This window comes from Hymenobacter artigasi (genome assembly GCF_012275535.1).
In the GTDB taxonomy this organism is placed as follows: Bacteria; Bacteroidota; Bacteroidia; order Cytophagales; family Hymenobacteraceae; genus Hymenobacter; species Hymenobacter artigasi.
This window is the reverse complement of sequence record NZ_JAAVTK010000014.1, coordinates 1-25649: the sequence shown is the minus strand read 5'-3', so window position 1 is coordinate 25649 and position 25649 is coordinate 1. Positions and strand designations below refer to the sequence as shown.

Genomic DNA, 25649 nt, shown 5'->3' with positions numbered 1-25649 from the left:
ATTTTTTTTCAAGAAATCCTTGCACCGAATTTTTCCAGTAGTACATTTGCACTCCCAAACGGCACGTAGCCAACTGGGAAATTGTCCGATGGTGTAACTGGCAACACGCTTGATTTTGATTCAAGAAAGTCCAGGTTCGAGCCCTGGTCGGACAACTTCGACACCGCTCGACAACTTTAGCAAAGGCGCTGGCTTCTCCCTCCCCGGGAGCAAGTCAGCGCCTTTCGCTATTTATTCCTCATCACGCTGCCGCCTGTTGCTCTGCTTAAACCCGGATTAACAGGCGGTTTTTCTTTATCCTTCCCTTTATGGACCCGCACGCTAAAATATTCGCCGGCAGCGCCTCACAGGAGCTGGGCCACAAAATTGCCGCCGCTTTTGGCCAGCCCCTAGGCGACCTCACCCTTCAGCGCTTCGCCGACGACGAGCTCAGCCCGAGCTTCGACGAAAGCGTGCGCGGCTGCGAGGTGTTTCTCATCCAGAGCACCTTCCCGCCCTCCGAGCACCTCATGGAGCTCATGCTGATGGTGGATGCCTGCAAGCGTGCCTCGGCCCACAAGGTGACCATCGTGATGCCCTACATGGGCTACGCCCGGCAGGACCGCAAGGACAAGCCCCGCGTGAGCATCGGGGCCAAGGTGGTGGCCAACATCATTCAGAGCGTGGGCACCGACCGTCTGATGACCTGCGACCTGCACGCCGGCCAGATTCAGGGCTTCTTCGATATCCCGGTCGACCACCTCGACGGGGCCACCGTCACGGCCCCCTACATCAAGTCGCTGAACCTGGAAAACCTCATTTTCGCCTCGCCCGACGTGGGCGGCGTAGTGCGTACCCGTGCCTTCGCCAAGAAGTTTGGGGCCGAAATTGTGGTCTGCGATAAGATGCGCGTGCGGGCCAATGAGATTGCCTCCATGCAGATTATCGGCGATGTGAAGGGGATGGACGTGGTGTTTGTGGACGACATGGTGGACACCGCCGGCACCATCTGCAAGGCCGCCGACCTGGTGATGGAGCGCGGGGCCAACTCGGTGCGCGCCGTGATTACGCACCCGCTGCTGAGCGGTCCGGCGCACGCCCGCATCCGCGCCTCGGCCCTCACCGAATTGATTACGACCGATACCATCCCGCAGCGCGAGGAGAACGACAAAATCCGGGTGATTTCGCTGGCTCCGCTCTTTGCCGCCGCCATTCGCAACGTGGTGACGCACGAGAGCATCAGCTCGCTATTCGTGTAGCCACTGGTCTGATTGGCTTTACCCCGGCACGTCGTGCTGAGCGCTGCTTCGGCCGCGTTTAGCACGACGTGCTTTTTTTATCCCCGCTGCCCTACTGTGTCTGATAAGATTGGCACAATTTTGTAGAAAGGCTTCCCGACTGGAACTTTTTTCTGCAAACGTGATGAACAAGCTTTACACTTCCACCTTCACCCTTTTAGTCGCGCTGCTGCTGAGTGCCTGCGCGTCCTCGGTTCACATTCGGGCGCTGGCCCCAGCGGCGGTGCCCATGCCGGCCAACCTGCAAAGCGTGGCCACGGCCAACCGCATTATTCCGGAGTCGCGCCGCGATAAATTCTTTGATGTGCTCGAAGGCGCTTTCACCGGCGAAGGCATTGGCGTGGACCGTGCCGGGGCCGACGAGTGCGTGAACGTGGTGGGCCAGGCCCTGGCCAACAACAGCTACCGCTTTAAGGTGACGCAGGCGCAGCTGCAGCTGCTGGGCCGCAGCCGGGAGTTTTTTCTACCGCCGCTGGCCCCGCGCTACGTGCAGGACTTGTGCCGCCGCACGCAGGTTGATGGCCTAGTGGTGCTCGAAGCCTTCGACTCGGATATGCTGCTGACGCACACCAACGGCACCCGCACCGTGAAAGACAAGGAGGGCAAGGAGTACCAGGTGCCCACCGTGCACGTCGAAATGGTGATGAAAATCGTGAGCGGCTTCCGGACCTACGGCGCGGCCCAGGGCTTCGTGCTCGACCAGGCCCGGCAGGAAGACCAGCTGGTGTTCGCCGGCAACGGTGATAATTACCCCGCCGCCCTGCGCCAGCTGCCGCCGCCGGCGGAGTGCATTCGCCGGGTGGCCCAGCGGGCCGGCGATGGCTACGCCCGCCGCATTGCGCCGTCCTACGTCGATTTTGACCGGGACTACTTCCCCACGGCCAAAAAAGATGCCCTGATGAAGCAGGCCGCCGTGCGCGCCGATGCCGGCGACTGGGCCGGGGCCGAAACCCTCTGGCAGCAATCGGCCCGCAACCTGCACCCTAAAATTGCCGGCCGCGCCTTCTACAACCTGGCCGTGGCCAGCGAAGTGCGCGGCGACCTGCCCGGCGCTATCGACTGGGCCCGAAAGGCGGCCTTCACCTGCAACAACTCCCAAGCCCGCCAATACCTTCGCGTGCTCAATGACCGCGTGCAGGCGCAAGCAGTGGTGCAGGAGCAGTTGAAGAGCGTGCCCCTCAATTAACAGAAATGCCTTTCCGAACCCAATTTCTACCATTTGCCGGGCTTTTGTGTGGGCTGGCTTGCCTCCCGTCCCAGGCCCAGGTATCAGCACCCTGGCAAGTTACCCGGCTCGACTCGGTAGCGTCGGTACGGATGCCCTACGCCGGCACGTTCGATGATGAGCTGCTTTCCTCCGGGGTGGCTGTATTTGCCACCAGCACTTCGGATAATGATTTCGACGCCCTGGTTTTTACGCCTCCCCCCGCTCCTGCCCGTGCGCTGAAGCCGGGCCAGGTATGGGTGCCGGATGTTGACCGGTTTCTGACTGAGCTGATGCGATTGCCGGACAAGTCATTTGCGAAGGCCCGGCTCAAGACCAGCTACCCCATCACCCTGCCATCTGCTCCCGGCGGCAAGGCGATGCACCAGGTATACAGCGGCTTCGATGACTACCACCAGATACCGGCGGCGCTGGAGCTGACCTGGGTAGTGGTGGGCCAGAAGCTTTATGTATTCCGGTGTTCGTACTCGATGCCGCAGGAACCGGGGGCGGCCGAAGATGCCCGCCATTTCTTCACCACCATCGAGTTCAATCCCATTAAGCCGTAGGTTTTTATAGCACTAACCCGTACCTTTGCGGCCCGTTTGCCCCCAACGTTGGAGGCGAACGGGCCATTTATCATCCCCAAAAACCACTTTTATGAAAAGCCTCGAGATTGTAGGGTTTAAAAGAGCGAATCTCGGTAAAACGGACGCCAAGGCATTGCGCCTCGACGCTCAAGTACCGTGCGTATTGTATGGCGGCACCGATACCGTGCACTTCTCCGTGCCCGCTATCCTGTTCCGCGAACTGTTGTACACGCCGGAGGCGCACATTGTGGACCTGAACGTGGAAGGCACCTTGTACAAGGCAATTGTGCAGGACGCCCAGTTCCACCCCGTAAACGAAATGCTCCTCCACGTTGACTTCCTGGAACTGGAAGAAGGCAAAGAGGTGAAAATGGACATCCCCGTGAAGTACGTAGGCGTTTCGCCCGGCGTACTGGCCGGTGGTAAGCTGGTGAGCAAGCTGCGCAAAGTGCGCGTGCGCGCTACAATGGACAACCTCCCCGACTACGTGGAAGTGAACATCGGCACCATGGAGCTGGGCAAATCCATCAAGGTGGGTGCCGTGGAGCCGAAGGGCTACACCATCCTCACCAGCGCCGAGGCGCCTATCGCCACCATCACCATCCCGCGTGCCCTGAAAGGCGAGCTGGCCGCTGGCAAATAATACCACTGATTTTCGCTGATTAACCGTGATTTTGCTGATTGCGGTGTCATCTCGAAATAAGGAAAGAAAAAGGCGCTTCTCCCGAAGCGCCTTTTTCTTTGTCTCTACCTTGTCGTAAATAAGGATTCCATTCTCTCTACTGAGCCGTGCATCAGCGAAATCACGATTAATCAGCGAAAATCAGCGATGAAATTTTTGGTTCTCTGCCTGGGCAATATTGGCCCCGAATACGCCGACACCCGCCACAATATCGGCTTCATGGTGGCTGATTATCTGGCCGCTAAATTCGACGCGCCACGCTTCGAAATTGGCCGTCACGCCTTCACCACCGAATTTAAGCACAAAGGCCACACCTACGTGCTGGTGAAGCCCACCACCTACATGAACCTCAGCGGCAAAGCCGCCGCCCACTGGCTGGCCACGCTCAAAATCACAGCCGAAAATATGGTCGTCGTGACCGATGACCTGGCCCTCCCCTTCGGCAAGCTGCGCCTGAAAGGCCAGGGCTCGGCCGGCGGGCACAATGGCCTGAAGGATATTCAGGCCACGCTGGGCAACGATATATACGCCCGCCTGCGCTTTGGCGTGGATGCGAATTTCCCCAAAGGCCGGCAGGTGGATTATGTACTGGACCCGTTTTCGAAAGATGAATTAATCGAACTGCCCACACGCATTGAAAAAGCCGGCGAAGCGGTTTTGGCCTTCGGGGCCATGGGGCTGGAACGGGCGATGAATATCGTGAATGTGAAGTAAGCGGCTGGCTGACATAAAAAGCACGTCATGCCGGGCGCAGCCGAGGCATGACGTGCTTTTTTTCTCTCTAACTTACGCTATGCTGCTGCCGTTGCGCACGGGGGTGCCGGGCTGCATGAGGGCGAGGCTGCCATCGGCATTTTCGGCCATGAGCAGCATGCCCTGGCTTTTGATGCCTTTGATTTCGCGGGGCGCGAGGTTGAGCAATACCTGCACCTGTTGGCCAATCAGGGCCTCGGGGATGAAATGCTCGGCGATGCCGCTCACGATGGTGCGCTCTTCCAGGCCCAGGTCGACGGTGAGCTTGAGGAGTTTTTTGGTTTTGGCTACTTTCTCGGCGGCCGTAATGGTGCCGATGCGCAAATCCATCTGGCCAAAATCATCGAACGAAATATCGTCTTTGGCCGGCATGACGGGGGTGTTGGCCAACTGATTTTCCTTTTTGGTGTCGAGCAATTTCTGCACCTGGGTTTCGACCACGGCATCTTCAATTTTACCGAAGAGCAGCGCGGCTTCGCGCAGCTGATGGCCGGCGGCGAGGGCATCGGGCCGGCCGGCGCTGGCCCAGTTGCCTAGTTCCAGGTTGAGCATGGTAGCCAGTTTCTGGGCCGATTCGGGCAGGAACGGCTCCAGCAGCGGGGCCAGACCAGCGGCAATCTGCAGCGACACATTCAACACGGTACCGGTGCGGACGGCATCGGTTTTGATGAGGTGCCAGGGCTGGGTTTCGGCCAGGTATTTATTGCCGAGGCGGGCCAGATTCATTACTTCAGCAAGGGCATCGCGGAAGCGGTAATTTTCAATCAGCTCCCCTACTTTCGCCGGAAATTCAGCCAGCTGCGCGAAAGCATCCTGGTCGATAGGCGTTAATTCGCCCAATTCCGGCACTTTGCCTTCGAAGAATTTGTGCGTGAGCACGGCGGCGCGGTTTACGAAATTACCGAGCGTAGCCACCAATTCGTTGTTGTTGCGTGCCTGAAAATCTTTCCAGGTGAAGTCGTTATCCTTGGTTTCGGGGGCATTGGCGCACAGCACGTAGCGCAACACATCGGCCTGACCGGGGAAATCCTGCAAGTATTCGTGCAGCCACACCGCCCAGTTGCGGGAGGTGCTGATTTTATCGCCTTCAAGGTTCAGAAACTCATTGGCGGGCACGTTATCCGGCAGAATAAATTCGCCGTGCGCCTTCAGCATTACCGGGAAAATAATGCAGTGGAAAACGATATTATCCTTGCCGATAAAATGCACCAGCTTAGAGCCGGCATCTTTCCAGTATAATTCCCACTCGTCGGGGAAAGCTTCTTTGGTAGCGGATATGTAGCCGATTGGCGCGTCAAACCACACGTAGAGCACTTTGCCTTCGGCCCCGGGCACTGGCACGGGCACGCCCCAGTCGAGGTCGCGCGTGACGGCGCGGGGGTGAAGGCCCTGGTCAATCCAGGATTTGCACTGGCCGTACACGTTGGTTTTCCAGTCGTTTTTGTGGCCTTCAATTATCCATTCGCGCAGCCAGGGCTCGTATTGGTCGAGGGGCAGAAACCAGTGCTTGGTATCGCGCAAAACAGGCTGCGCGCCGCTGAGCATGGAGCGCGGATTAATTAACTCGGTCGGGCTAAGCGAGGTACCGCAACGCTCGCATTGGTCGCCGTAGGCATTTTCGTTGCCACAATTGGGGCAGGTGCCCACAATGTAGCGGTCGGCCAGAAATTGCTGGGCTTTTTCGTCGAAATACTGCTGCGTGGTTTGCTCGATGAATTTGCCTTCGTTATTCAGCTTGGTGAAAAAACCGCTGGAAACCTCGGCGTGCGTAGCCGACGACGTGCGCGAATACACATCGAACGAAACGTTGAAATCTTTGAACGAATCCCGAATCAGGGCGTGGTATTTATCGACCACCTGCTGGGGCGTAACGCCCTCTTTCTGGGCGCGAATGGTGATGGGAACGCCGTGCTCATCGGAACCGCAAATAAATTTTACATCGCGGCCGGCCGAGCGCAGGTAGCGCACATAAATGTCGGCGGGCAAATAAACCCCGGCCAAATGCCCGATGTGCACCGGCCCGTTGGCATAAGGCAAAGCAGCGGTAACGGTGTATCGCTTAGGAAGAAGTGACATAAAAATCAAAAATAAAAAGGCGGGGATGCGAGGATTATTTTTCGCAGAAAATCAGGGCAATTATTCCCCGTTGCAAAGAAACGATTAAAAAAAGTACAGAATTAAATCAACAAAAAAACCGAGCAAACCGTTTGACGCTTAAATGATTTTATATTTGAGCGTGCTTAATTAAAATATAGCGCCACTCAATCGACTTCCTTTCGCCTATTTCACCCTTCACCAATCAATTTTTTTCAGATGAAAAAACCTGCTTCTCCGCTTAAAACGGAAAAACGTGCGAAACGCACACCGGAAGATAAAGCAGCCCGTAAATCGGCCAAAAGCGCAGGCCGCGCCTCCGCTGACTTGAACGACGAACGCGCCAGCAAAAAAGCCAGTCAGAAGAAATCCCTCAAGTCGGCCGCCAAGCAATTGCAAAAGGAGCTGAACGGCCGCATGAATGAAGTAGTGGCACGCATTCGCAAAGAAACGAAGGCCAAGCTGAAGGAAGTGGTGAAAGAAGCTACACGCCGCCTTGATGGCGACACGGAGCGCATGTTTGAGCAGGCCCTGCACACCATTGTGCGGCATTACGACTCGGTATCCGGCGCGGCCGCTACCGACAATAGCCCGAACGAAGCCCCTGCTTCGGCCGCAGCTACCGGCAAGCCCACGGCAGGCCGCAAAAAAGGCCCTACGCTGAACAAAGACGGCACGCCCCGCAAGGCCCGCGCCCTCCGCGATGCCGATGAGGAAACGACCGCAACGGCTGCCAGTGGCCGGGGCCGCAAGCCCAGCACCACGGCTGCCAAAGCCACCGGCGTTAAGCGCGGTCCCAAGCCAGCCGCTGCTGCCGCCTCGGCCAGCACGGGTGCCAAGCGGGGCCCCAAGCCCCGCGCTCAGGCGGCCCCCGCCCCCGAGCCCGCAGCAACCGACGTTATGAACTCGGCCGATAACCCCGGCACGAGCGAGGCAAGCGAATAGCCTGCTTCAGCCACAGTGCTGCTAGTGGCAGAAAGCCCGCTCCGAATAATCGGGGCGGGCTTTTTCGTTGCAGGCAGTTCAGGAAGTGCTGAAAATTATGCAGCCCGATGTTCTGGCGGGCCTGCCACGCAGCTTTGATGCTGCGGGCGGCACATCAGGGCCGGGGGGGGGGATTCAATGGCACGGGAATATCGGTATTGAGGCGTTTCAGACGAGTTTCGGGCGTGGTGTTGTTGGGGTCGTTGGTATTCACGCTTTCGATGCGCTTCTGGCTGTTGATGCTGGCCGCCTGCTCGCCGAGGCGCACGCGGTTGGGCGTGGCATCGGGCACGGCGTAGCCATTGCTGGTGCCCGCGCCGTTGCTGTTATAGATGGCGCGGCGGTCGGCATCGGTGCGAACCTCGGTGGGCGTGCTGGTGGGCGCGGCGGTTTCCGAGTTTTGCTCCGACACCGAACAGGCCGAGAGCAGGGCAGCGGCCCCGAGCATCAGCCAGGGACGGGCAGTAAATAATTGAAAAGTCAGCATGGCCGAACAAGTAAAAAGGAGGCAGCCAGGCGGCTGCCTCCTTCAAACGGCGGGTGAGGCCTGGTGGTTGGCTACGCCAGCGTGGGGCTGGCCTGGGTGGGCTTGATGCCGTCCCAGAGGGCCATTCGGGCTTCCAGGCATTCGATGGTGACTTGCTGGGCATCCTGCCAGCGCTGGGGGTCGTCGGCGCACAGCTCGCGCACCATTTGCTGGGCCAGCGGAGCGTGTACTTCCTCATCGAGCTGGATGTGGCGGTCGAGGTAGTACGTAAACGTGTCGAGCTGGCCGGGAAACCGGGTACGCAGCTCACCTACCAGTTGGCGGAACATGGCCGGAATCAAATCTTCGCGCCCAAACGTGAAGGCGGCCGCTACCGCGTGCGCCTTACCGGATTCAACAATGCGAAACGTGGTTTCGACGAACTGGCGCACCGACTCCGGGGCTTGCGCATCGGTGAGGGCCTGGGAAACCGGCCGGCCGGCCCCTACTGCCGCCACCAGCCGGCGAATGGGCTGGGTGTTGGCCCCACATTCTTCCATGGCCCGCATATAGAGCTCGAAATGGCTGGTGGGCTGGCCCTGCGGGTCGAGGTCGGTTTCCTCCTCCAGCACAATCTCGTTGATGAGGCGGCGCGTGGCCGGGTTCGCCGTGGGTACCCACGGCACGTCGACGCAGGTCAAATCGCGTTGCAGGGCTTTGAGCAGCGACATAAAATCCCACACGGCAAATACGTGGTGCTCCATGAAATGGCGCAGGTCGGCCATGGACTGGAGGCGGTAGTACAGTCCGTTATTCAGCAGTAGCTGGCGGGTACTGGCCACTTCCTGCTGCAAAAACTCGATGGGGTCCAGAACATCTTCCATATGGCAACTTTTTTATAACTATTTGAATACTACCAATTCCCTATTGTGTACAACAATAAGCCCTCAAAAATGGTTTATACAAACGAAAAACCCTTTGACCTGGATTGCCAAAGGGTTTTGTTTTGTTAATTTTCCCAGAAAAGCACCAGGCTTTCTTTTATTTCTTCTCAAAAACCAGCGCATTGCCGTCCATGCAGTAGCGTTGGCCGGTGGGCTTGGGGCCGTCGTTGAAAACGTGGCCGAGGTGGCCGCCGCATTTGGCGCACACAATCTCGTCGCGGCTCATGCCAAAGCTGTTATCCGAAGCCACTTTTACGCTGGTCGCGGCGGCCGGGGCGAAGAAGCTGGGCCAGCCGGTGCCCGACTCAAACTTGGTATCAGAAGTGAACAGAAAATTGTGGTCGGCGGCGCAGTAATAGTTGCCGGCGGCGTGGTTGTCGTGGTATTTGCCGGTGAAGGGACGCTCAGTACCTTGCTCACGCAGGATGTAATATTGGTCGGGCGTGAGGAGTTTTTTCCACTCGGCATCGGTGTGGCGCACCGCAAATTCGTCGGGCTTACCGGTGAGGGGCTGCGCCTGGAAGTAGGTTTTGCCGCCCACGGTGCGGGCTGGGGAGGCCGTATTGGCGGCTACGTCGCGCTTTTGCGAGCAGGCCGAGTTGAGCGAGAGCACCGAAACAAATAATATCAGCAGGGAAAAGCGCATGGTTGGGATGGGGTTTTAATGACAACTGACCAACATACGGCGGCGGCGTCCGGTTTGGTCGTGAGGTTAGACGAAAGAACGCCGGGAACCTTACGCCCCAGCTAATCGATTTAGGGCGACAGGCTTGGCTGCGCGGCAGGGTGCGGCAGCGGGGCTTGGGTTAAGAGTTGAGTACCACAAGGCTTTGCGCGTTTTTATCTGTACCTTTGCACCCGCAAAACCAACCCATATGGCCAACAATATTCGTAACATTGCCATCATCGCTCACGTTGACCACGGCAAGACTACTCTGGTGGATAAGATTATCCACGCATCCAAGATTTTCGATGCGCACCAGCACTTCGACGACCTGATTCTCGACGACAACCCCCTGGAGCGCGAGCGCGGCATCACCATCGTTTCCAAAAACGTATCGGTTCGCTACAACGGCACCAAAATCAACATCATCGACACCCCTGGTCACGCCGACTTCGGCGGTGAGGTAGAGCGTGTGTTGAAGCTGGCCGACGGCGTGCTGCTGCTCGTGGACGCCTTTGAAGGCGCCATGCCGCAGACCCGCTTCGTGCTGGGCAAAGCCATTGCCCTGGGCCTCAAGCCCATTGTAGTGGTGAACAAAGTAGACAAGGAAAACTGCCGCCCCGACGAGGTGCACGAGCAGGTTTTCGACCTCATGTTCAACCTCGGCGCTTCGGAAGACCAGCTCGACTTCGTGACTTTGTACGGTTCCTCGAAGCAGGGCTGGATGAGCACCGACTGGAAAGTGAAGACCGACAACCTGATTCCGTTGCTCGACGCGGTTATCTCTTCGATTCCGCCCGCGCCGACCTTGGAAGGCACGCCTCAGATGCAGATTACCTCGCTCGACTACTCGTCGTTCGTGGGTCGTATCGCCATCGGCCGCGTGCACCGCGGTACGCTGAAAGAAGGCTCGAACATGAGCCTGATGAAAGCCGACGGCAGCATCAAAAAAGTAAAAATCCGCGAGCTGCACGTATTTGAAGGCCTCGGCCGCGTGAAAGTGGCGGAAGTAAGCAGCGGCGAAATCTGCGCCGTGTCGGGCATCGAAGGCTTCGACATTGGTGACACCCTCGCCGACAACGACAACCCCGAGCAGCTGGAGCGCATCAGCATCGACGAGCCGACGATGAACATGCTGTTCACCATCAACAACTCGCCGTTCTTCGGCAAGGAAGGCAAGTTCGTGACCTCGCGTCACCTGCGTGACCGTCTGTTCAAAGAGACCGAGAAAAACCTCGCCCTGCGCGTGGAGGCGACTGACAAGGAGGATACGTTCCTGGTGTTCGGCCGCGGCATTCTTCACTTGTCCGTACTCATCGAGACCATGCGTCGCGAAGGCTACGAGCTGCAGGTGGGCCAGCCCCAGGTACTGTTCAAGGAAGACGACAACGGCAAGCGTACCGAGCCTATCGAATTGCTCGTGGTGGACGTGCCCGAGGAATCGGCCGGCAAAGTAATCGAGCTGGTGAGCATGCGCAAAGGCGAAATGACCATCATGGAGCCTAAGGGCGACTTGCAGCACTTGGAGTTCACCATTCCGTCGCGCGGCCTGATTGGCCTGCGTAACAACGTGCTGACTGCTACCGGCGGCGAGGCCATCATGAACCACCGTTTCGTGGATTATGAGGAGCACAAAGGCCCCATCCCCGGCCGGATTGCTGGTTCGCTGATTTCGTTGGAAACCGGCGCTGGCACGGCTTACACAATTGACAAGCTGCAGGACCGTGGCTCGTTCTTCGTGGACCCAGGTGAGGAAGTGTACGGCGGCCAGGTTATTGGCGAGCACACCCGCCCCAATGACCTGACGGTGAACATCCAGAAAGGCAAGAAGCTGACCAACATGCGTGCTTCGGGCACCGACGACAACGCCAAAATCACCCCCAAGCGCCAGTTTTCGCTGGAAGAAGCCATGGAATACATCCAGAAGGATGAGTACCTGGAGGTGACCCCGAAGTCGATTCGGATGCGCAAGATTCTGCTCGACGAGAACGAGCGTCTGCGCTACGCCAAGCAGGCTGACTAATTGCCGCCTGATTTTATAAGTAAAACGCCCAGCTTCGGACTCCGAGGCTGGGCGTTTTGCTTATGAGTAGCTGCGAATGCGAACGGTGCGTTATTTTTACTGATTGTTCGCTGAACAATTGATTTTCTTTCCTGCCATGCTTCCTCGTATGCTTAAAAAATCTACCCTGCTACCATTGCTGGCCCTACTCATTATGGCCCGGCCGGGACGAGGCCAGTCGCCGGCCGCAACGATGACCGAACACCCGGACAAATCTGAATACAAGCTCTCCCGCGCGGGTTTTGAGGACGCTTATGCCTTTAATGACACGGCGCGCGCCATCATCCGCATGTACTACGCCAAGTGGAACACCGGCCGCAACATTATGCGCTTTGCCGCGATTCCGGTGCCCGTGGTAACCGTTGTTGGGCGACACTACGAGCCGAATCCGGCTACGTATGGTGTCACGCCCAATTACAATGCTTATTACTACGATTCGTGGGTTGCACCCATGGCTTTCAGCCTGTTGGGCGTATCGGTGTTTGGAATGGTCCGGGCCATTAATAACGGCCGCGACCAACTGTATCAAACCATCCGGCAGTACCATGCCACTCGGCGGCTGCCGCTGTCGATACGCCCGGCCGCACTGGTTCCTTATCTGCTGGAAGTGCAGCAGGAAGGCGTACAGCCCCGCTAAATTTTAACTTATGACGAATTTGAAATCCTCCGAAAATCTGAGCCGCTTCGTGCAGCTTTTTACGCTGAATGATGCCGAAGCCACCCAGCGCGTGAGCGAGCGGCTGGCGCTGGTGCTGCGCGACCCGGCCGCCTATCAGGAGCAGTTTGCCGAGGAGTTGGAGGAGCGCGGCATTGTGGCGGCGCTGCCGGTGCAGGAGCTGCGCGATTTGGCCCTTATTGATGCGCTGCTGGCTGAAGAGCTGCTGTGGGAAAGCGACTGGAAGGACCCGGCGGCCGACCTGGTTTACGGCATTAACGAAACGCTGACGCAGCAGAAGAAATCAATGCGGCTGCATGAGCCCGCCAGCGGCCGCGCCACGGTGACCGGCCCTGAAGCGCTTGACATCGTGCAGGACCTGGCTGAGCCGGTGGGCCTGGCAGTGGTGCTCTTTACGCTGGATAGCGACTCTTATGCCCTGAGCGTGGTGGCCGATGCGCAAGCCGAGGAAGCCCGTCAGCTGGCGCTGGAACTGGGTTTTGGGGTAACGGTGTACTAACCCCGGCAGGGCAGGATAATCGATTGTGTAAAATCGGCGGCACGTACCTTGCGACCCCGAATACACTCCTACCCTGCTCGCTTATGCTGCTGAAAAACCTGTTGGCCGCTGCCCTGCTGCTGGCCACCATCGCTGCCACCGCCCAAAACCGCCACGAGTATTTACTCGATTCGGACTGGAAATTCTCGAAGGGCGACGTGCCGAATGCGGCCAGGCCGGACTTCGCCGATGCCAAATGGCAGACGGTGAGCGTGCCGCATGACTGGGCCATTACGGGGCCGTTTAGCGGGAATAACGACTTACAGGTCGTTAAAATCGAACAGAACCAGGAGCAGAAGGCCACGCAGAAATCGGGGCGCACGGGTGGGTTGCCATTCATTGGCACGGGCTGGTACCGGCGGCGGCTGGCAGTGCCGGGCTTTGGTCCGGGCCAGCGGGCAGTGCTGCTCTTTGATGGCGCGATGAGCAACGCGCACGTTTTCGTGAATGGCAAAGAAGCCGGGTTTTGGCCATATGGCTACAACTCGTTTTCGCTGGATATTACTTCCTTTTTAAAGCCGGGCGACGGCAATGTGCTGGCCGTGCGCTTGGAAAACCAGCCCGAGGCTTCGCGCTGGTACCCCGGCGCGGGCCTCTACCGCAACGTGCACCTGGTGGTGACGGATGCCGTGCACATTCCGGTGTGGGGCACTTACCTGACCACGCCTGAAATCACGGCGGCGCAGGCCCAGGTGGTGCTGAAAACCAAGGTGGAAACGCCGGGTGGCAAGTTTCAGCCATTGCGGCTCGATACCGAAATCCGCGATGCGGCGGGCAAGGTGGTGGCCACGACCAGCACGGCGCTGACCAACGGGCTCACGTTTGAACAGCGCCTGACGGTGCCGCAGCCCCGGCTATGGTCGCCGGAAAGGCCGGTGCTGTACACGGCTTCGTCGAAGCTGTATGCGGGCAAGGCACTGAAAGATGCGTACCAGACGTCGTTCGGCATCCGCTCTTTCAAATTTGAAAAGGGCGTAGGCTTTTCGCTGAATGGGCAGCCGCGCAAGTTCAAGGGCGTGTGCAACCACCACGATTTGGGGCCGCTGGGCGCGGCGGTGAATACGGCAGCACTGCGCCGGCAGCTGACGCTGCTGAAAGATTTGGGCTGCGATGCCATTCGGACTTCGCACAACATGCCCGCGCCGGAGCTGGTGGCGCTGTGCGACGAGATGGGCCTGATGCTGATGGTGGAGTCGTTTGACGAGTGGAAGTCGCCCAAGGTGAAAAATGGCTACAGCCAGTATTTCGATGCGTGGGCGGAGAAGGATTTGGTGAACATGGTGCACCACTACCGCAATAATCCATCGGTGATTATGTGGAGCATCGGCAATGAAGTGCCCGACCAGAGCAATGCCAATGGCCCTGTTATCGCCAAGCGCCTGCAGGACATTGTGCACCGTGAGGACCCCACCCGCCCCGTGACCATGGGCCTGGACCGCTTCGACGACGATTTCAAGTACGGCATCGCGGCGGTGCTCGACATTCCCGGCTTCAACTACAAGCCCCACCGCTACGCCGAAGCCCTGGCCAAGCTGCCGCAGGGCTTCCTGCTGGGCGCGGAAACGGCTTCGACGGTGAGCTCGCGCGGGGTGTATAAATTTCCGGTCGAAAAGGCCAAGCAGAAGCAGTACCCGGACAATCAGTCGTCGTCGTACGACCTGGAGGCCTGCGTATGGTCGCAGACGCCGGACGAGGAATTTGCCTCCCAGGACGACCTGCCGAACGTCATGGGTGAGTTTGTGTGGACGGGCTTCGACTACCTGGGCGAGCCCACGCCTTATGACGAAAAATGGCCTTCGCACAGCTCCTACTTCGGCATTCTGGATTTGGCCGGCATGCCGAAAGACCGGTACTACCTCTACCGCGCCCGTTGGAACACGGCCAGCCCAACGCTGCACCTGCTGCCGCACTGGACCTGGCCCGGCCGCGAAGGCCAGACCACGCCGGTCTTTGCTTACACGAGCTACCCTTCGGCTGAGCTGTTTGTGAACGGCCAGAGCCAGGGCCGCCAGACCAAAGCCTCATCGGACCAGCCCCAAACCCGCTACCGCCTGATGTGGAACAACGTGAAATACGCGCCCGGCACCCTCAAAATAGTGGCCTACGATGCCCAGGGCAAAGCGGTGGCCACCGAAGAAGTACGCACGGCGGGCGCGCCGCACCACATCCGGCTGGTAGCCGACCGCTCGGCCCTAGCCGCCGATGGCAAAGACCTGGCCTTCATCACGGCCCGCGTGGAGGATGCCCAAGGCAACCTCTGCCCCGATGCCACGCAGTCGCTCAGCTTTGTGGTGAGCGGCGCGGGTAGCTTCCGGGCCATCGGCAACGGCGACGCGACTTGCCTAGAGTCTTTTCAGCAGCCGCAGATGCGGGCGTTTCAGGGGCAGCTGGTGGCCATTGTGCAGGCTGGCCAAAAGGCTGGCGCGGTGCAGGTGAAGGCCACGAGCCAGGGATTGCAAAGCGGCTCCTTGGAACTTTCAACCCAACGGACGCAGTAGTTACAGCAGCTATTGCAAGTGGGGGAAGTTCGATTTTCGCCTTATCTTGTTTCACGTTCTACCGTTCCCCAACCCAATTTTATGGAACCCCGAGATAAGCGCGATTTACCCGAAGTAGTAGCCGAGATTCTGATTGAGCAACACGCCATGCGTGAGGACATAGCAGCACTGCGCCGAGAAATGAGAGAACAGATTGGCGGCTTGCGCGAAGAAGTTGGTGGCTTGCGTGGGGACGTTGGTGGCTTGCGCGAAGAAGTTGGCGGCTTGCGTGGGGACGTTGTCGGCTTGCGCCAGGACCTCCAAACCGGTTTGGATAACCTTGCGCAAACATTTAATAGCATGACCAACGCCATTTTGGATGCGATGAACCGGGGCAATGACCGTTACGACAGCTCCGACCAGCAAATTAAGCAACTGGATACCCGCGTGACCAAGCTGGAGAATCCCGAAGCCGCCTAATTGGCCGTACGCTGGCGTACGGCTTCAAACGCCAGCACGGCGCCGGCCACGCTCACGTTGAGCGAGTCGATGCGGCCCATCATGGGGATGATGATGGTTTCGTCGCAGGCGGCGAGGGCAGCGGGGGTCAGGCCGTCGGCTTCGGTGCCGAGGACGAGGGCCGTGGGCTGGCGAAAGTCGCAGGCGAGGTAGGAATGGGCTGTGGGCGTGAGGGCGGCGGCGTAGCTGCGAATGCCTTTGGCATGCAGAAAAGCCATAATTTCGGCCATTGGCGCGGCAATTACGGGTACTGAGAACACGCAGCCAATGCTGGACCGGATGGTGTTGGGGTTGTAGAGGTCGGTGCGCGCATCGCCGATGAGCACGGCATCAACGGGGGCGGCGTCGGCGGTGCGGAGGATGGCGCCGAGGTTGCCGGGCTTCTCCACGGCTTCGAGTACTAGGAGGAGCGGGTTGGCGGGTAGGCGGAGGTCGGCCAGGGTGCGGGCGGGGGTGCGGAGCACGGCCAGCAGGCCATCGGAGCCTTCGCGGTAGGCCACTTTCTCGAAGACGGGGCGCGTGACTTCGAACCACTCGGGTGCATCTTTTTTGTCGAAAAATAGGCTTTTTAGCTCCGAAATACCGTTTTCGCCAGCCAGCTCGGGGCAGGAGTAAATGGTAGCTACGGATACGCCGGCCTCCACGGCAATGGTAAGCTCGCGCAGGCCCTCGACCAGGGTGAGGCCGAGGGCGCGGCGCTCGGCCGATTTCTGCTGGAGCTTCAGGAGCTGCTTGATGCGGGGGTTTTGGGGGCTACTGAGGCGGTCGAGGGGAGCAAATGACATGGGGCAAAGATACCGGGCCAGCGGCCGGAGCCAACCCGGCGGCAGCGGGATGCGTAGGGCCGGCCATTACCTTCGCTGCCGATGAACGTCAAATCGAACACCAAATCGAATACCAAAATTATTGTGGGCTTTGCCCTGGCCGTGGGCGTGCTGCTGCTCACGGCGGCGGCTTCGTTCTGGAGCATTCGGGGCCTGAGCGTGCAAACCCGGAACGTGGAGCACACCTATCAGGTGCTGCAGGAGGCCGAAACAATCACGGCGGTGCTCAAAGATGCCCAGGCGGGTACGCGCGGCTACCTGCTCACCGGCGACACGGTGTATCTGCGGCCCTACAGCATGGCCACTGGCCAGCTACCCGCCGCCCTGGAACGCGTGCAGGCCCTAACGGTGGACAACCCTGACCAGCGCGCCCGCCTCGATTCGCTACGGGGCCTGGTGGAACAGGAGTTTCGCATTCTGCGGCCCCTTACGGAGATTAAAAAAGCCATGAGCCAGTCGGCCATGCAAACGCTGCTCGACACCGACCGCCAGACCCTGCGTCAGGTGCGGCTGCTGTACGCCCGCATCAATACCAGCGAGCTGGCCCTGCTGGCCCAGCGCAGTGCGTCGCAGGAGGTTTTTGAAAAAGCTACGCCCATCGTGGTGCTGGTTTCGGCGGTGCTGGCCGTGCTGATTGTGGTGTGGCTGGTGATAAAGGTGGTGAAGGAGCTGGAAGACAACCGCCGCCTGCAAAGCGAGCTAGCCGACGTGAACGCGCAGGTGAGCCGCCGCATTGCCCAGATTCGGAAGCTGGCCGAGCAGGTAGTGCAGGGCGACTACACGGTTAAAATCACGGATGATGCCGAGGATAACCTCGGCGGCCTGGCCGCGTCGCTCAACCACATGACCCAGACGCTGGAAGGCAGTTTCAGCGCCCTGGAAAAGCGCAACCACGAGCTCGACCAGTTTGCCTACGTGGCCTCGCACGACCTGAAAGCGCCTCTGCGCGGCGTGACCACCATCGTAAAATGGATTGAGGACGAGCTGGCCGCCGAGCTCTCGCCCCAGCTCCGCACCTATCTCGACCAGATGAAGGGCCGTTTGGCGCGCCTCGAAGACCTGATAAACGGCCTGCTGGCCTACGCCCGCGTGGGCCGCACCGCACAGTCACGCGAGACGGTGGACGTGAACCAGCTTCTGACCGAGGTAGCCGACCTGGTGGTACCGCCCGATTTCACGCTGCGCATCGGTCCCGATATGCCCACCTTCGAAACCGACCGGCTGAGCCTGCAACAGGTTTTCACCAACCTACTCTCGAACGCCGTGAAATACCACCAGCGCGGGGCGGGCCACCTGGACGTGACGTGCCGGGACATTGGCCGCTGCTATGAGTTTCGGGTGCAGGACGACGGCCCGGGCATTGCCCCGGAATACCACCAGAAAATTTTCCTACTCTTCCAGACCCTGCGCGACCGGCACACGGCCGAAAGCACGGGCATCGGGCTGAGCATCGTGCAAAAAATTATTAACGAGCAGCAGGGCACTATTCGCGTCGAATCGGCTGTGGGGCAGGGGGCTGGTTTTATCTTTACGTGGCCGAAATAAGGCAATTTCAATAACGGCGAGCAGAACCGTCATTTTTAGCTGTCATCCTTCGCAAGCTTTAGGATGACAGCTAAAAATGACGGGCGAGCTTATAGCTACCCACTAATCATTACCTACTTATGCGCTCTGTTTTACTAGTCGAAGACGATATTTTTGATACGATGACGGCGGAAAAATCCTTCGCCAAATTCAACGTACCGCACCAGTTGCACACCGCCTTCAACGGCGAGGAGGCCCTGGACCTGCTCCTGGGCCGCAACGGCGCGGAGGCCCTGCGCCCCCTGCCCGAAGTCATTCTGCTCGACCTGAACATGCCCCGCATGAACGGCATCGAATTTCTGACCGAGCTGCGCGGCAACCCCGAATTTCATCACATTCCGGTATTCATTACCACTACTTCCAGCATGGAGGAGGACCGCGCCGACGCTACTACCTTGGGTGTGAGCGGCTATATTCTGAAGCCGCTGGACTTTGAAACCGGCAACGACCTGTCGGACAGCCTAAGCCTGCTAGAGAAGCTGCTCAAGTAGCGCCGGGCGGGGCCGGCACGATTGCGGGTTCACTTGCGCTTCACGATACAAGTGCGGAATTTGCTGGCGTTTCCCAACGTTCGGTTTTCGCGGTTTGCCGGTCCTATTGCGGGGCGGCGGCGCGTGGTTCGGTATTATTGGCGGGACATGGGTACCTTGTTCGGCCTGTTGGTCCTAATTGCTGTCCTTCCGTATGAAAATTCCCGTTTTATATCCGGCCCTGCTGCTGGTTTTGCTGGGTGGGCGCGCGGCGCAGGCCCAGGACGATGGCCCCCGCCAGCTGGGTGCGCCGCCAGCCATGCCCACGCCCGTGCGGCCCCGCCCGGCCCCAGCCCCGCGCCAGCTGGAAACCGTGCCCGTGGCCCCGCCCGATTCTTCGCGCCGTTCTGCGGTAACGGCGCCGCTGCCCGGCCCCATGGCCGCACCGGCTCCCGTGTATGCCCCCACGCCGGCCGGCCAGCTGCCGGGCAATAATACCCGCGCGCCCCGCTTCCAGGTGGGCCTAAAAAACGGGATGATATATTCTGCCAATGACGTGGAAACGAAGAATCCGCTCTTCGGCCGCTCCTATCTGCTGCTGGATGGGCGGCAGAAGTTTGAGCTGGCGGAAATCGGGTTTTACGAGGATGAAACCGGCCACTACGTGCGCACCACGCTGCCCAACTCCTCGCGGGAAACCACGCTGCGCCGCGAAAAAACCGGGCGCATCAGCCTGTATTCCATCACTTCCTCGCAGTACAGCTCGGGGCCGGGCGGCTTTGGGGGCTACCCGGGCTATGGCTACGGCGGCTATGGCATGGGCTACGGCGGGTTTGGCGGCTACCCTTACGGCGGCTACCGCACCGTGAAAACCGAATATTTTTCCAAAGACAATGGCCCCATTCAAAACCTGACCAACAACAACCTGATGCTGGCCACCCGCGACAATGCCGGGTCGCAGGAGCTGCTGCTGGATTCGCGTCGTTACCAGCGCCTCACGCTGGGCAGCTACGTGGTGGGCGGCGGGCTGCTGGTGGCCGGACTGTTTCAGTCGCTGCGCCCCGGCGATGGCCAGGCCGGCATTTCGCCACTGGTTTACGCGGCTATTCCGGTGCTTATCGTGCCCATCGTGCTGCAAAGCAAGCAGTCTAATAACCAGCGCCAGGCCATTGCGCTTTATAACTCGACGCGGTGAGATTGTCATCCGGAGCATTCTGCGTTTAGAAGCAGAAACGAAGGACCTCATCACGCCAAAACGACTTGCACCATATTAATTACTGCAAGTCGTTTTGGCGTGATAAGGTCCTTCGCAAGCTCAGGATGACAGTTGCTTTCATTCTTCATTAAGCGCAGCGTAACACCACCCCAGCTCGCCGCGTAGGCCCGGGCATGAAAACTGCCGCTGCTACCGCCACTGCCGAAGCGCAGGCCGCCGATTTTGCTGCCCGCCAAGCCAAAGCCTTATTGGTCCATGGGCGGCTATGCGCCGAGTACGGGGCTCCTTTTCCGTTTTTCAGCACCAAAGACCCGCTGAGCGAGCTGGTGAGTGCCCTGCTTTCGCACCGCACCAAAAACGCCGATTCCCACCGGGCCTACCAGGAATTGCGGGCCACGTTTCCCACCTGGGAGGCCGTGCGCGACGCGCCCACCGAGGCCGTGCAGCATGCCATTCGGGCCTGCACCTGGCCCGAGCAAAAGGCCCCGCGCATTCAGGCCGTGCTGCGCGAAATCAGCGAGCGCTGCGGCACCGATGCGCCGTGTGCGCTGGATTTCCTGGCCGAAATGCCCATTCCCGAAGCCCGCGCCTGGCTGGAAAGCATCAGCGGCGTGGGGCCAAAAACCAGCGCCGCTACGCTTCTGTTCAGCACGCTGCGCATTCCGGCCATGCCCGTGGATAGCCACCACCACCGCGTGGCGCAGCGCCTGGGCCTCATCGGGCCGAAGGTGGGCGAAGGGCCGGCCCACAAGCTGCTCGAAGCCCTGCTCCCGCCCGGCTGGGATGCCCAGCAGGTGTACGACCACCACGAGGCGCTCATGTTCCACGGCCAGAAATGCTGCTATTTCTCCTCGCCGGCCTGCGGGCGCTGCGTGGTGCTCGACCAGTGCCCGTTTGGGCAGGCGCGGCTGGGCGGTAAGGCTGCCGGATAATTAAAGAACATCACGCTTCGACTTCGCTCAGCATGGTATTCTTTATTGCCCCCAACACTAAATAAAAGCATGATTCTGCACCTGCGGGCCAAGCCCAACTCCCGCCAAAACCAGCTGCTGCGCGCCGCCGATGGCACCCTGACCGTGCGCCTGAAAGCGCCGCCCCAGGAAGGCCAGGCCAATGCCGTGCTGCTGGCCTTTCTGGCCACCGTTTTTGCCGTGCCCAAAAGCCGCGTGCTGCTGCTGAGCGGGCACACGGCCCCGTTCAAAAAGCTGGAGATTGAGGGTGTGAGCGAAGAAGAAGGGCAGCGGGTGCTGGCCGAATTGATTTCGTAAAAGCGGCTGTTTCACCAGCGGCAGGCTTACTTTCCGCGCTTCCAGCGGTAGTATTTGCGGTACCAGGGCGAGGTTTTTTTGAACAGGCTGCTGGTGGATTCGTTCGGAAACATGTTCACCCGGAACACCTGCATGCGGTCGGCCTCAATGGTGAGGCCACCGGTGTCGGTGGCTATGCCCAAGGCGAAACCGGCTTCGCGCACGGTGTCTTTCACGGCTTCGTTCAGGTCGCCGTAGGGGTAGGCGAAGGTCACTATTTCGGTTTGCAGGTCGGCTTCGAGGGCGGCTTTGCTGCGCTGGATTTCGGCGGCGGCTTCGGGCAGCGGCAACGTGGTGAGGCGCGGGTGCGACATGGTGTGCGCGCCGATTTCCCAGCCGGCAGCCACGAAAGCCCGTTTTTGGGCCAGGTCCATTATGTCGGAGCGGGGCTCGGTGGGGTCAGCGACCAGGTCCCATTGGTTGTGGCGCACGTCGGCATCGCCCAACAAATACAGCACGCCCCGGTAGCCGTAGTGCTGCATCAGGGGCAGCAGGTTGGTGTAGTTATCGGTATAGCCGTCGTCGAACGTGAGGATGATGGGGCGCGCTGGAAAATCAGCCAAGGACCGTTCACCGTTTGCATATTTCAAATAATCGGCAAACGTTATGGGCGTTAGATTCTGCTTTTTGAAATAAGCCAGGTGCTTTTCAAAATTGTCCTTCGTGACGTAAATATGGTGCTTGGTGGCCAGCGGCGCATCGGGGATTTTGTGGTACATCAGCACCGGAATAAAGCCAGGGACGGCTTTTTGCATTCGGGCGGCCTGGTACACCTCCAGCACCCGCGCCGCAATGGTGGCTAGGCTGTAGTGTGCCTGCACCTGCTGCCGGAGCGCGGCCGGCACCGCCTGCGGCTGCCGCAAAAAGCCTTGCGCATCGACCAGCAGGGCAGCAAAATCGACTTCCGAGGCGCTTAGCCGGGCCGCAATGTCGCCGAAATTAGACGCTGCCGCCGGGGCAAAAGTATCTTCTGTGACGAGGCCCTCGTAGCTGGCTTCGCCCAGCGCCAGCACGGGCCGGCCCGCGCCCAGCGCCTCAATGGCCACCCGCCCCGCCCCAATTACCAGCGTGGTGCAGGCCAGCCAGCCGGGTACGTCATCACTGAAACCCACCACCTCAATACGCTCACCAAAATCGGCCTGAAGCTGCGCCAGGGCCGTTTTGCCCGCCGCCGGCAAGTGTTCCAGCTCACCGCCGATGAGGGCCACCCGCAACGCCGGAAACTCGCGCAGCAAGGCCGGGAACACCTGTGCCAGCAGCGCCGCCGCCCGCTCGCCCTTGCCCCCATTGAAGCGCCCGATGAAGGAAATTCGCAAGGCGAAATCCTCGCTTGCCAGTTCTTCGTTCCCGAATGCTACCCCGTTGGGAATGGCCTCGATTTTGGCGGCGTCCATCTTCACCTCGCTGATGAGGTGCTCGCGCAGATTGGCACAAATGGCAATGACTTTGTCGCCGTACACATCGAGCAGCGACGTGGAAGTGTGCAGGTGCTGGCGGCCGTGCACGGTGCTCACCAGCGGCACCGCCAAGCCGCGCAGGGCGAAATAGCTCACCCAGCTGGCTGCCCGCGAGTGGCAGTGCACGACATCAATCCGTTCTTTTTTAACAAGCTGGCGGATGATGCGGGCGTTGCGCAGCCGCTGCCGGTAGCTGCGGTTGCTGATGCCGGCCCACACCAGCGTGGCCCCGGTGGGCAGCTTATCGGCATCGGCCACTACCCATACCTGGTGGCCCTGGGCGCGGTGGGCTTCGGCCAGTTGCACGGCATAGGCCACGGAGCCCGCAAAAAACTCAGCCGAAAGAACGTGGAGAATGCGCATGGGGCAAAGGTATTGCCGAGCGGCTTGAAAGGGTAAGAGGGTATGGGGGTAGGAGGGTGGGAGTTGTGTTGTTGCAATATCAACTCTCACCTTTCTACCCTCCTACCCTCCTACCCTTTCCAACTACCCCCGGGCCCGGCCGGCCACGTTGTCCATGTATTTCTGGCCGTTGCCGGTGTTCAGGAGCAGGATTTTCTCGTCGGGATGAATGGCGCCGGTAGCCAGGAGCTGGCGGGCGGCCGTCCACACCGCGCCGCCTTCGGGGGCCACGAACAGGCCTTCCTGGTGGCCGAGGTCGCGCATGCCGTCCAGCATGCCTTCTTCGCTCACGCTCACCACCGTGCCGTGCGACTCGCGGAGCACGCGGAGCATCATGTTTTCACCCAGCGGGTGGGGCACGGCCAGGCCGTTGGCCAGCGTAGCGTGGCCGTGGTAGTTGTGGCAGTTGGGCTGGCGGCCCTCGTACGTTTCGAGGAGCGGGCAGCAGTTTTCGGCCTGCACGGCCACCATGCGCGGCAGTTTCACATGGGGGGCGAGCCAGCCGAGCTGCTTCATTTCCTGGAAGGCTTTCCAGATGCCGATGAGGCCGGTACCGCCGCCAGCGGGGTAGAGCAGCACGTCGGGCAGCGTCCAGTTCAGCTGTTCGGCAATTTCGTAGCCCATGGTTTTCTTGCCTTCGAGGCGGTAGGGCTCTTTCAGGGTCGAGATGTCGAGCAGGGCGCCGTCGGCGTTGCGCTGGCGCACGCGGGCCCCGCAGTCGCTGATGAGGCCATCGACGAGCTCCACTTCGGCCCCGTACCAGAGGCATTCTTCCTGGAAAGCCTGGGGGGTGTGGCGGGGCATCACCACCACGGCGCGCAGGCCGGCGCGGGCGCAGTAGGCGGCCAGGGCCACGCCCGCGTTGCCAGCCGTGGGAATAATGCAGCCTTCCACGCCCATCTCCTTGGCTTTGGACACGGCCATGCTCAGGCCGCGCGCCTTAAAGGAGCCGGTGGGGTTCTGGCCTTCGTCTTTCAGCAGCAGGTGGGCCAGCTCGTGGCGGGCGGCCAGGCGCGGCAGGCGCAGTAGCGGCGTGAGGCCTTCGCCGAGGGTGACTTTGTTTTCTTCGTGCAGCAGCGGCAGCAGCGCGCCATAGCGCCACATCGAGGTATCGGCTTGGTCGATGACGGCGCGGCTGAGGGGCTGGTGCAGGTCATAATCGGCCACCAGCGGCACCTGGCAGCAGGCCGAAACCCGTTGCAGGTCGAAGGCGGAGTATTCGGTGTCGCAGGCGGAGCAATGGAGCACGGCCAGGCGGGATAGGGATTCGGAAGCGACCAGTTTCATCGTTGGTGAGATGGTGAAGTGGTGAGCTAGCGAGCATGATTTTCTATTGGCGTTGATGGAACGTCAAACCCACCATCTCACCGTTTCATACCTCACTATTTCATGGCACAAAGTACGGAACGACTTCACCCAGGGTATGCCTTCCGGGCATGGGTATTTGGAATAGCCTATGCCCTATCGGAATAGTAGCGGCGCGTGAACTGCAGAAAATCCTTGTAGGGCGCGTTGTTCTCGGTGCCCTTGCGCTGGATGAAATTGAACTCCCGTTTCAGGGGGAAATTATTGATTTTTACCTCTGCGAATTCGCCCGAGGCCAGCTCCTTCACCACCGCCTGCCGGGGCAGGAAAGCCAGGCAGGTATCCACGCGCACGAAGTTTTTGAGGGCCTCGGTGCCGCCCAGGCGCACGCGCACGGGCAGGGCCGCCAGCTTGATGCGGTGCCGGGCCAGGGCTTCTTCGAGCACGGCGAGGGTGCCGGAACCGGCCTCGCGCAGGGCCAGCGGCGTGCTGAGCAGGTCGTGAACTTCGAGGGTGCGGTGTTCGAGCGGATTGTTGGCGGCGCACACGGCCACTACATCGTCGGTGAGCAGGGGCGTGTAGGTCACGTTGCTCACCTTGTGGATGCCTTCGATGATGCCGAGCTCGATTTCATGGTCGAGCAAGGCGCGCAGGATGTTATCGGAATTGCGGTTTTTGAGGCTAAGCTGGCGGTTGGGGTGCAGGCGCAGGTAGGCCGACACCACCGGCGGCAGCACATAGAGCGAGATGGTGGTGCTGGCCCCGATGACAAGGTGCTGCGTGGGCGCAAAATCGGCGCTGAGCGCGCTCATTTCCTGGTGCAGCTCCTGCTGCAGCTGCTTGGCCTGCAGCAGCTTCTGGTACAGCTTGAGGCCGGCCGGCGTGAGCTGGATGCTGCTGCCCAGGCGCTCGAAGAGGCCGGTTTTGTAGTGCTCCTCCAGCGCCTTCACCTGCTTGCTCACCGCCGACTGGCTGATGAACAAGGCCTGGCTGGCTTTGGTAAAGCTCAGGCGCTGGGCTACTTCGAGGAAGACTTCGTGGGGATGGGAGAGCATAATTGTAGAGACCTGTAGATTTGGGGTATAGGATAAAACCCCGTTCTTGGTTTCGGATAACCACCCCGGCCGGCTACCCTATGTAGAGACCAGGTGTCG

24 protein-coding genes and 1 tRNA gene are annotated in these 25649 nt (G+C 60.0%); 17 read left to right on the top strand and 8 right to left on the bottom strand.

Going from position 1 to position 25649, the window contains the following annotated elements:
- Positions 1-82: 82 nt before the first annotated feature.
- The 6 genes from HBN54_RS18750 to pth all read left to right on the top strand — a co-directional run bounded on the left by HBN54_RS18750 (position 83) and on the right by pth (position 4467).
- Positions 83-155: transfer RNA gene (locus HBN54_RS18750), tRNA-Gln, on the top strand.
- A 153-nt stretch (positions 156-308) separates the two neighbouring features.
- Positions 309-1238, top strand: a complete 930-nt coding sequence (locus HBN54_RS18745) for a ribose-phosphate pyrophosphokinase (RefSeq protein WP_168674765.1) — start codon at positions 309-311, stop codon at positions 1236-1238.
- A gap of 163 nt (positions 1239-1401) precedes the next feature.
- Positions 1402-2463 carry a DUF6340 family protein gene (locus HBN54_RS18740; protein ID WP_168674764.1) on the top strand — a complete coding sequence of 354 codons (1062 nt, stop codon included), beginning with the start codon at positions 1402-1404 and terminating at the stop codon, positions 2461-2463.
- A 5-nt stretch (positions 2464-2468) separates the two neighbouring features.
- Entirely contained in the window at positions 2469-3050 is a 582-nt protein-coding gene (locus HBN54_RS18735) for a hypothetical protein (RefSeq protein WP_168674763.1), read from the top strand.
- Positions 3051-3141: 91 nt separating this feature from the next.
- A complete protein-coding gene (locus HBN54_RS18730) occupies positions 3142-3714 on the top strand; it encodes a 50S ribosomal protein L25/general stress protein Ctc (protein WP_168674762.1) in 573 nt (190 codons plus the stop codon).
- A 186-nt stretch (positions 3715-3900) separates the two neighbouring features.
- A complete protein-coding gene (gene pth / locus HBN54_RS18725; protein ID WP_168674761.1) occupies positions 3901-4467 on the top strand; it encodes an aminoacyl-tRNA hydrolase in 567 nt (188 codons plus the stop codon).
- 72 nt (positions 4468-4539) lie between these two features.
- On the opposite strand, the gene metG is transcribed toward pth, so the two are convergent.
- The gene (metG, locus tag HBN54_RS18720; RefSeq protein WP_168674760.1) at positions 4540-6582 is read right to left on the bottom strand and encodes a methionine--tRNA ligase; all 2043 of its coding nucleotides are present in this window, start codon (positions 6580-6582) and stop codon (positions 4540-4542) included.
- Between the two features lie 345 nt (positions 6583-6927).
- On the opposite strand from metG, the gene HBN54_RS18715 reads away from it, so the two are divergent.
- Positions 6928-7545 carry a hypothetical protein gene (locus tag HBN54_RS18715; RefSeq protein ID WP_168674759.1) on the top strand — a complete coding sequence of 206 codons (618 nt, stop codon included), beginning with the start codon at positions 6928-6930 and terminating at the stop codon, positions 7543-7545.
- A gap of 154 nt (positions 7546-7699) precedes the next feature.
- On the opposite strand, the gene HBN54_RS18710 is transcribed toward HBN54_RS18715, so the two are convergent.
- The 3 genes from HBN54_RS18710 to msrB form a co-directional block, all read right to left on the bottom strand.
- Positions 7700-8071 (bottom strand): hypothetical protein, encoded by a 372-nt coding sequence (locus tag HBN54_RS18710; protein ID WP_168674758.1) that lies wholly within the window; start codon positions 8069-8071, stop codon positions 7700-7702.
- Positions 8072-8142: 71 nt separating this feature from the next.
- Positions 8143-8934 (bottom strand): DUF3050 domain-containing protein, encoded by a 792-nt coding sequence (locus tag HBN54_RS18705; RefSeq protein WP_210428114.1) that lies wholly within the window; start codon positions 8932-8934, stop codon positions 8143-8145.
- Between the two features lie 157 nt (positions 8935-9091).
- Positions 9092-9640 (bottom strand): peptide-methionine (R)-S-oxide reductase MsrB, encoded by a 549-nt coding sequence (msrB, locus tag HBN54_RS18700; RefSeq protein WP_168674757.1) that lies wholly within the window; start codon positions 9638-9640, stop codon positions 9092-9094.
- Positions 9641-9869: 229 nt separating this feature from the next.
- On the opposite strand from msrB, the gene typA reads away from it, so the two are divergent.
- The 5 genes from typA (at position 9870) to HBN54_RS18675 (ending at position 15891) form a co-directional block, all read left to right on the top strand.
- The gene (gene typA, locus HBN54_RS18695; RefSeq protein ID WP_168674756.1) at positions 9870-11681 is read left to right on the top strand and encodes a translational GTPase TypA; all 1812 of its coding nucleotides are present in this window, start codon (positions 9870-9872) and stop codon (positions 11679-11681) included.
- A gap of 148 nt (positions 11682-11829) precedes the next feature.
- Positions 11830-12357, top strand: coding sequence for a hypothetical protein (locus HBN54_RS18690; protein ID WP_168674755.1), 528 nt, complete (start codon positions 11830-11832; stop codon positions 12355-12357).
- Between the two features lie 10 nt (positions 12358-12367).
- Positions 12368-12895, top strand: coding sequence for a DUF6630 family protein (locus HBN54_RS18685; RefSeq protein WP_168674754.1), 528 nt, complete (start codon positions 12368-12370; stop codon positions 12893-12895).
- Between the two features lie 83 nt (positions 12896-12978).
- Entirely contained in the window at positions 12979-15432 is a 2454-nt protein-coding gene (gene galB / locus HBN54_RS18680; protein ID WP_168674753.1) for a beta-galactosidase GalB, read from the top strand.
- 81 nt (positions 15433-15513) lie between these two features.
- Positions 15514-15891: a hypothetical protein gene (locus HBN54_RS18675; protein WP_168674752.1), complete on the top strand. Its 378-nt coding sequence runs from the start codon at positions 15514-15516 to the stop codon at positions 15889-15891.
- Here HBN54_RS18675 and HBN54_RS18670 read toward each other — a convergent pair.
- Positions 15888-16715: a TrmH family RNA methyltransferase gene (locus HBN54_RS18670; protein WP_168674751.1), complete on the bottom strand. Its 828-nt coding sequence runs from the start codon at positions 16713-16715 to the stop codon at positions 15888-15890. The genes HBN54_RS18675 and HBN54_RS18670 overlap by 4 nt on opposite strands.
- An 81-nt stretch (positions 16716-16796) precedes the next feature.
- On the opposite strand from HBN54_RS18670, the gene HBN54_RS18665 reads away from it, so the two are divergent.
- From HBN54_RS18665 to HBN54_RS18645, 5 genes are all read left to right on the top strand, one after another.
- Entirely contained in the window at positions 16797-18299 is a 1503-nt protein-coding gene (locus HBN54_RS18665) for a sensor histidine kinase (RefSeq protein ID WP_168674750.1), read from the top strand.
- Between the two features lie 119 nt (positions 18300-18418).
- Positions 18419-18829, top strand: a complete 411-nt coding sequence (locus tag HBN54_RS18660; protein WP_168674749.1) for a response regulator — start codon at positions 18419-18421, stop codon at positions 18827-18829.
- 193 nt (positions 18830-19022) lie between these two features.
- The gene (locus HBN54_RS18655; RefSeq protein ID WP_168674743.1) at positions 19023-20003 is read left to right on the top strand and encodes a hypothetical protein; all 981 of its coding nucleotides are present in this window, start codon (positions 19023-19025) and stop codon (positions 20001-20003) included.
- A gap of 194 nt (positions 20004-20197) precedes the next feature.
- The gene (locus HBN54_RS18650; RefSeq protein ID WP_168674748.1) at positions 20198-20956 is read left to right on the top strand and encodes an endonuclease III domain-containing protein; all 759 of its coding nucleotides are present in this window, start codon (positions 20198-20200) and stop codon (positions 20954-20956) included.
- A gap of 69 nt (positions 20957-21025) precedes the next feature.
- The gene (locus HBN54_RS18645) at positions 21026-21292 is read left to right on the top strand and encodes a DUF167 domain-containing protein (RefSeq protein WP_168674747.1); all 267 of its coding nucleotides are present in this window, start codon (positions 21026-21028) and stop codon (positions 21290-21292) included.
- Positions 21293-21318: 26 nt separating this feature from the next.
- Here the strand turns inward: HBN54_RS18645 and HBN54_RS18640 are convergent, their stop codons facing one another.
- The 3 genes from HBN54_RS18640 to HBN54_RS18630 form a co-directional block, all read right to left on the bottom strand.
- Entirely contained in the window at positions 21319-23151 is a 1833-nt protein-coding gene (locus tag HBN54_RS18640) for a polysaccharide deacetylase family protein (protein ID WP_168674746.1), read from the bottom strand.
- A 123-nt stretch (positions 23152-23274) separates the two neighbouring features.
- Positions 23275-24477 (bottom strand): threonine synthase, encoded by a 1203-nt coding sequence (locus HBN54_RS18635; protein ID WP_168674745.1) that lies wholly within the window; start codon positions 24475-24477, stop codon positions 23275-23277.
- A gap of 167 nt (positions 24478-24644) precedes the next feature.
- Positions 24645-25550, bottom strand: a complete 906-nt coding sequence (locus HBN54_RS18630; protein ID WP_168674744.1) for a LysR family transcriptional regulator — start codon at positions 25548-25550, stop codon at positions 24645-24647.
- Positions 25551-25649: the final 99 nt, after the last annotated feature.